Origin of the sequence: Asanoa iriomotensis, from assembly GCF_016862515.1 — a bacterium.
Lineage (GTDB): Bacteria > Actinomycetota > Actinomycetes > Mycobacteriales > Micromonosporaceae > Asanoa > Asanoa iriomotensis.
Genome location: NZ_BONC01000142.1, coordinates 1 through 6,955 on the forward strand (window position 1 = coordinate 1; position 6,955 = coordinate 6,955).

5 protein-coding genes are annotated in these 6,955 nt (G+C 70.0%); all 5 read left to right on the forward strand.

Annotation, left to right across the window (positions count from 1 at the left end; all coding sequences use genetic code 11):
• Positions 1 to 1,244, forward strand: a 1,244-nt coding sequence (locus Air01nite_RS40155; protein ID WP_203708690.1) for an acetyl-CoA carboxylase biotin carboxylase subunit, incomplete at its 5' end; no start/stop codon positions are given.
• Positions 1,245 to 1,382: 138 nt separating this feature from the next.
• Positions 1,383 to 2,498: a hypothetical protein gene (locus tag Air01nite_RS40160; RefSeq protein WP_203708692.1), complete on the forward strand. Its 1,116-nt coding sequence runs from the start codon at positions 1,383 to 1,385 to the stop codon at positions 2,496 to 2,498.
• A 247-nt stretch (positions 2,499 to 2,745) separates the two neighbouring features.
• Positions 2,746 to 4,071: a chaplin family protein gene (locus Air01nite_RS40165; protein ID WP_203708694.1), complete on the forward strand. Its 1,326-nt coding sequence runs from the start codon at positions 2,746 to 2,748 to the stop codon at positions 4,069 to 4,071.
• 115 nt (positions 4,072 to 4,186) lie between these two features.
• Positions 4,187 to 5,716 (forward strand): acyl-CoA carboxylase subunit beta, encoded by a 1,530-nt coding sequence (locus tag Air01nite_RS40170; RefSeq protein WP_203708696.1) that lies wholly within the window; start codon positions 4,187 to 4,189, stop codon positions 5,714 to 5,716.
• A gap of 15 nt (positions 5,717 to 5,731) precedes the next feature.
• Positions 5,732 to 6,877: an acyl-CoA dehydrogenase family protein gene (locus tag Air01nite_RS40175; RefSeq protein WP_203708698.1), complete on the forward strand. Its 1,146-nt coding sequence runs from the start codon at positions 5,732 to 5,734 to the stop codon at positions 6,875 to 6,877.
• Positions 6,878 to 6,955 lie beyond the last annotated feature (78 nt).

The window sequence follows — 6,955 nt, forward strand, 5'->3', positions numbered from 1 at the left end:
ACTCCGAGGCGGACGCCGACCTCCCGTTCGTCACCGAGGCCGACGAGGCCGTGCTGATCGGTCCGGCGAACGTGGCGCAGAGCTACCGCAACGTCGACGCGATCCTCCAGGCCGCCAAGAACACGGGCGCACAGGCAGTGCACCCGGGCTACGGCTTCCTGTCCGAGAACGCCGATTTCGCCCGCGCCGTCGAGGCCGCCGGGCTGATCTGGGTCGGTCCCGGCCCCGACGCGATCACGGCGATGGGTGACAAGATCAACGCGCGCAACCTGATGGCGGCCGCGGGCGTGCCGGTCGCGCCCGGCACGACGGACCCGGCCGAGTCGGTGGAGGCGGCGACCGAGGCGGCGGCCGCGATCGGCTACCCCGTGATGGTCAAGGCCGCGGCCGGTGGCGGCGGCATGGGCATGGCCGTGGCCGCCGACGAGTCCGCCCTGGCCACCGAGTACGCCAAGGTCCGCGCGTTCGCCGAGCGGATGTTCGGCGACGGCGCCGTGTTGATCGAGCGTTACTTCCCACGCGTACGCCATGTCGAGGTGCAGATTCTGGGTCTGGCCGACGGCACCGTCGTCGCCCTGGGTGAGCGCGAATGCTCGGTGCAGCGGCGCAACCAGAAGCTCGCCGAGGAGTCCCCGTCACCCGCGGTCTCGCCGGAGCTGCGGACCCGCCTGCTGGCCGCCGCGGTGCGGGCCGGCGAGGCCGTCGGCTACCGCAACGCGGGCACCGTCGAGTGCCTGCTCGAGCCCGCGACCGGCGAGTTCTTCTTCCTGGAGATGAACACCCGGCTGCAGGTCGAACACCCGGTGACCGAGCTGGTGTACGGCGTCGACCTGGTCGAGGAACAGCTCCGGGTCGCGGCCGGCCTGCCGCCGTCGTTCGACCCGGCCGCGCTCACGGCCCGCGGGCACGCGCTGGAGCTGCGGATCAACGCCGAGGACCCGAAGCGGTTCCTGCCCGGCCCGGGCGCGATCACCACCTGGGTCGAGCCCGGCGGCGAGGGAGTCCGGGTCGACTCGGGGTACGCCGCGGGGACGACAGTGACGCCTTTCTACGACTCATTGCTGGCGAAGCTCGTTGTCTATGGCGATGACCGCGCGCAGGCGCTCGAACGGGCCCGGGCCGCGGTCGCCGCGTTCGAGATCGTGGGTCCCAAGCAGAACCTTCCGTTCTTCGCCGAGCTGCTGGAGAACGCCGAGTTCCGCTCGGGCGACTACGACACGGGCATCGTGGCCCGCATGCGATAAGTGGCAATATGACCACTTTTTCCCATTCATCCGCGTGACCCTCTTCTAGCAGGTTCGTTACCTAGGGCAGTGGCGGTCATAACCGGTCAAATTAGGCCGGACCGCCACCGCTAACGAACCGGCGAGCGGAGGCGGGCCATGATTCGGTCGGGAGTCGCGCGCACCACGCGCAAGACTTCGCGACAGATTCTGGTGCGCACGCTCGTCGTCGGTGGCCTCGCGGGAGCGGCCTGGCTGCTTTCCGCGTCGGCGGCACAGGCCGCTGCGGCGGAGCCGGCCGCCAACCAGGGCCTCGCGCCCATGGGCGGCGTGCTGGAAATCGCGACGCCGGTGTTGAGCACGGCCACCGGCCTGCTCGGCGACGTGTTGACGCCGGCGACGGCGCACAAGCCCGTCGAGCAACCGGTGCCGACCGGCCACGCCACCGTTCGGCGGGCGATCTCGGATCCCGCCGCCGTCGTCGTGCCCCGCACGACGGCGGACCGCTCCATCACGATCGCGGACGCGGCGCCGGCACACCTGCCGAACCACGCCGCCGACCGTACGGCCGACCGCGCCGGCGTCCCCGCTGGGCCGTCGAACCGCTCGGCGAACCGGCCCGCAACCCGCGTCAGCGGGACGGCCGGCACACCCGGACTGGTCGATCCGCTCGGGGTCACCCGTGCGCTGGCCGTCCCGGGCGCCCTGATCACCCCGGTGGCTCAGGTCGCCCTGCCGGTCCTCGCACCGGTCACCGCGCTCTTCCGCCCGATGACCTCGATGCTGCGCACCTTCGCGGCACCGCTGTTCAGCGCGGTCGGCGTGGTGGCCAGGACGGTGACCGGCGCCCTGCCCGGCCCGCGCGGCCGGCCAACCTCGGCAGTCACGCCCGTCGACCAGCGCGGCGTGCACGGACGCACCTCATCCGGCACGACCGTTCCCACCGCGGCACACGTCGCCGCGGTGCGGGCCGCTCACTCCGAGACGAGCACCATCCGGCTCCCCGCCGGCCGGCCGGAACCCGTGGCCTCGGCCGCGACGTCCCGGAACACCGGCGAGGCGCCACGCCTGCCGTATCCCGCTCCCACACGGGGTGAGGGCAGCGCGTCGGGTATCCCGGCCAGCGCGTCGGGTTCCCCGGTGGGCGGTGGTGCGTTCGCCACCGTTCCTTCGTCGGTCGTGGGCAGCATGGTCGCCTTCCAGTTGCTGCCGAAGCCGGCCGACACCGCGGTACCACGGCACGAAGCCGAGAAACCGACCGTCTCACCTGACTAGTGATGAAGGACCTGCACCGTCCTCGACGGGCAGGAGCCACAGCCCCGCCCGGGCCTTCCGGCCCGCGGTAGTGCGGCGACCAGGGATTCCGAAACCGCTCTGACTAGCGGCGAAACCATGGCGATCATCACGAACCACACCTGGGCGCAAGTCGACAGGCGGAGTCAGGGACACCGTCGCGCCCCGGACGGCAACGCAACTCGCAACACCCTCTTATCTGACATTTATTGAAAGGTCACTTCACCCAATGAAGACTTGGGTTCGCAAGTCCATCAGCGTCGGCGTCATGGCGGCTGGTGGTCTGCTCGCGACGCAGGCGGCGGCGCAGGCTGCCGACGCCATCACCACCGGCAACTACGGCATTGCCAACGGCAACCAGGTCGTGATGCCGATCCAGGCCCCGATCAACCTGTGCGGCAACAGCATCGCGCTCATCGGCGGGGCCTTCGCCTCGTGCGACGGTGGCGCTGTCGCGGTCAACGGTGGCGGCGGGCAGGAAGACCCGAAGGACAACGGCTACCGCAAGCACCACGACGACGAGTTCGTCAAGGCGGCCGAGGGCAAGCACAAGAAGCACGGCAAGAAGGACGACAAGTCCCCCTGGGGCGACGGGTCGACCTTCATCACGTCCGGCAACTACGGCCTCCTCAACGGCAACCAGATCATCGTGCCGATCCAGGCGCCGATCAACGTCGCCGGCAACGCGATCGGGATCGTCGGCGGTGCCTTCGCGTCGGCCACCGGTGGCGCGGTGGCGGTCAACGAGAGCGCTCGCGTCGAGGGTTACGACAAGGGCCGTGACGCTGGCACCGAGGCCACGCTGATCAGCACCAACAACTTCGGTGCGCTCAACGGCAACCAGCTGTACGCGCCGATCCAGATGCCGATCAACATCTGCGGCAACGCCATCTCCTTCATCGGCGGTGCGTTCGCGTCCTGCGGTGGCGGGGCGATCGCGGTCAACGGTGAGAGCGCCCGCGCCGAAGGTGCGAGCGTCGAGGAAGCCACGCTGGTCAGCACCAACAACTTCGGTGCGCTCAACGGCAACCAGCTGTACGCGCCGATCCAGATCCCGATCAACGTCTGCGGCAACGCGATCGCCCTCATCGGCGGAGCGTTCGCGCACTGCGGCGGCGGGGCGATCGCGGTCAACGAGAGCGCCAGCACCGAGTCGGCTCGCGACGAGGCGCTGCCGCTGGTGGGCTCGCTCCCGGCGGTTGCCGGCCTCCCGGTCGTCGGGTCGCTGGCCAGCGGGGCCTCGGCTCCCACCGCGCCGAAGATGGACGCACCCGGTGCGCGCTCGGGTGCCACCGAGGGTGACGACTACGACGGTGACCGGGGTGGCAAGAAGCACGGCAAGAAGCACGGCAAGGACGCTGCCGGCGGGTTCGGCGGTGCCGTGGCGATCAACGGCCCCGCGACCCTCGTCAGCTCGGGCAACTTCGGTGCGCTGAACGGCAACCAGCTGTACGCGCCGATCCAGGCCCCGATCAACGTCGCGGGCAACGCGATCGGCATCGTGGGTGGCGCTTTCGCCCAGAGCACCGGTGGGGCGCTGGCCGTCAACGGCTGATCTCTCCACCCGCACCATCCGCACCACCTGGGGCCCCCGCAACCTGCGGGGGCCCCTTCGTCATCCGGGTGTAGTACCCTAACGATCGTTCAGTAACGTTGGCGAAGGGGTCCGTGTGGCACTCGACGACGAAGAGCTCGAGCAACTCGGCAAGCGCGTCCGGGCCGGGGGCGCCGAGCGCTACCACGCGGCCAACGCCGCAAAGGGCAAGATGTTCGCCCGCGAGCGGGTTGCCCACCTGGTCGACGAGGGTTCCTTCGTCGAAGACGGGCTCTATGCGAACGCGCTGGCCGACGGGTTGCCCGCCGACGGCGTGGTCACCGGCCAGGCGACCATCGACGGCCGCCCGGTCTGCCTGATGGCCAACGACTCGACGGTCAAGGCCGGCTCCTGGGGTGCCCGCACCGTCGAGAAGATCATCCGGATCATCGAGCGGGCCTACCAGTCCGGCCTGCCGATGGTCTACCTGGTCGACTCGGCCGGCGCCCGGATCACCGACCAGGTCGACCTGTTCCCCGGCCGGCGCGGCGCCGGCCACATCTTCTGGAACCAGGTCCGGGCGTCCGGTTCGATCCCGCAGGTCTGCGCGCTGTTCGGGCCGTCGGCGGCGGGCGGTGCCTACATCCCGGCGTTCTGCGACGTCGTCGCCATGGTCGAGGGCAACGCGAGCATGTACCTCGGGTCCGACCGCATGGTCGAGATGGTCACCGGCGAGAAGACCACGCTGGAGGCGATGGGCGGCGCCGCGGTGCACACCCGCGAGTCCGGCGTCGGCCACTTCCTCTGCAAGACCGAGGACGAGGCGCTCGACACGGTCCGGCGCTACCTGTCCTACTTGCCGGCCAACTACACGCAACGGCCGCCGGTCGCCGCGGCGGTCGCGCCGCCGTCGGCCGATCTGGCCGCGATGGTGCCGCCCAACGAGCGCCAGGCGTTCGACATGCGCAAGTTCGCCAAGGGACTGCTCGACGACGGCTCGTTCTTCGAGATCCAGGCGCTCTGGGCCAAGGAGCTGACGATCGGTTTCGGCCGCCTCGACGGCCAGGTCGTCGGTGTGGTGGCCAACAACTCGATGTTCAAGGGCGGCGTGCTGTTCGTCGACTCCGCCGACAAGGCCACCAGGTTCGTGCAGCTCTGCGACGCGTTCAACGTGCCGCTGCTGTTCCTTTCCGATGTGCCCGGCTTCATGGTCGGCACCGCCGTGGAAAAGCAGGGCATCATCCGGCACGGCGCCAAGATGATCACCGCGATCTCCGAAGCCACGGTGCCGAAGATCTGCGTCGTCGTGCGGAAGGCCTACGGCGCCGGGCTCTACGCGATGGCCGGCCCGGGCTTCATGCCCGACGCCACGATCGCCCTGCCGACCGCGAAGATCGCGGTGATGGGCGCCGAGGCCGCCGTCAACGCGGTCTACGCCAACAAGATCGCCGCGATCGAGGACGACGAGGCACGAGCCGCGTTCGTCACCGAGCGGCGTGAGGCGTACGAGCGCGACATCGACATCGTCCACCTCGCCAGCGAGCTCGTGGTCGACGCGATCGTGCCGCCGGAAAAGCTGCGCGCCGAGCTGGTCGCCCGGTATGCGACGGCACGCGACAAGGACCGCCACTTCTCCCGCCGTCGCCACGGCGTGACACCCGTCTAAACCAAGGAGCCGGCCATGCTCAACGAGGAGCACGAGGCGCTGCGCGCGAGTGTGCGGGAGTTCGCCCACGACGTGATCGCGCCCGTCATCGCCAAGCACTACGACAATCACACGTTCCCGTACGACATCGTCGCCGCGATGGGCAAAATGGGCCTGTTCGGCCTGCCCTTCGCCGAGGAACACGGCGGCATGGGCGGCGACTACTTCGCCCTCTGCCTGGCCCTGGAAGAGCTCGCGCGCGTCGACTCGAGCGTCGCGATCACCCTGGAGGCCGCGGTCTCGCTGGGCGCGATGCCGGTCTACCGGTTCGGCACCGAGGAGCAGAAGCGCCGCTGGCTGCCCCCACTGCTGCGCGGCGAGTCGCTGGCGGCCTTCGGCCTGACGGAGCCGGGCTTCGGCAGCGACGCCGGCGGCACCGCGACCCGCGCGGTCCTCGACGGCGACGAATGGGTGATCAACGGCGCCAAGGCGTTCATCACCAACTCGGGCACCGACATCACGTCGTTCGTCACGGTCACGGCGGTGACCGGCACGCGGGCCGACGGCAGCAAGGAACTCTCCACGATCATCGTCCCGTCGGGCACGCCGGGCTTCACGGTGGCGCCGGGCTACTCGAAGGTCGGCTGGTGCGCGTCGGACACCCACGAGCTGACGTTCGAGGACGTCCGCGTCCCGGCCGAGAACCTCCTCGGCGAGCGCGGGCGTGGGTTCGCCCAGTTCCTCCGCATCCTCGACGAGGGCCGCATCGCCATCGCCGCGCTGTCGGTCGGCCTGGCACAGGGCTGCGTCGACGAGTCGATCCGTTACGCCAAGGACCGCCAGGCCTTCGGCCAGCCGATCGCGGGCTTCCAAGCGATCCAGTTCAAAATCGCGGACATGGAGAAGCGCGCGCACCTGGCCCGCTTGGCCTATTACGACGCGGCCCGCGAAATGCTCGCGGGCCGAGACTTCAAGCGCCAGGCCGCGATCGCCAAGCTCTACGCGAGCGAGAGCGCGGTCGACAACGCCCGAGACGCCACCCAGATCCACGGCGGCTACGGCTTCATGAACGAGTTCCCGGTAGCCCGCTTCTGGCGCGACTCCAAAATCCTCGAAATCGGCGAGGGCACGTCGGAGATCCAGCGGTTGGTCATCGCTCGGGACCTCGGACTCGTCGCTTAGATCTTAAATTCCGGTCCCGGGTCCGTCGGGGGCGCGACCGTCGCTCCCGCCGGACATCTATGTCCGCGGTTGGTCGGG

What these genes read in the sequence shown, in the direction of transcription:
- Air01nite_RS40160 (WP_203708692.1), top strand. Translation starts at nt 1,383, where the DNA reads ATGATTCGGTCGGGAGTCGCGCGCACCACGCGCAAGACTTCGCGACAG.
- Air01nite_RS40165 (WP_203708694.1), top strand. Translation starts at nt 2,746, where the DNA reads ATGAAGACTTGGGTTCGCAAGTCCATCAGCGTCGGCGTCATGGCGGCT.
- Air01nite_RS40175 (WP_203708698.1), top strand. Translation starts at nt 5,732, where the DNA reads ATGCTCAACGAGGAGCACGAGGCGCTGCGCGCGAGTGTGCGGGAGTTC.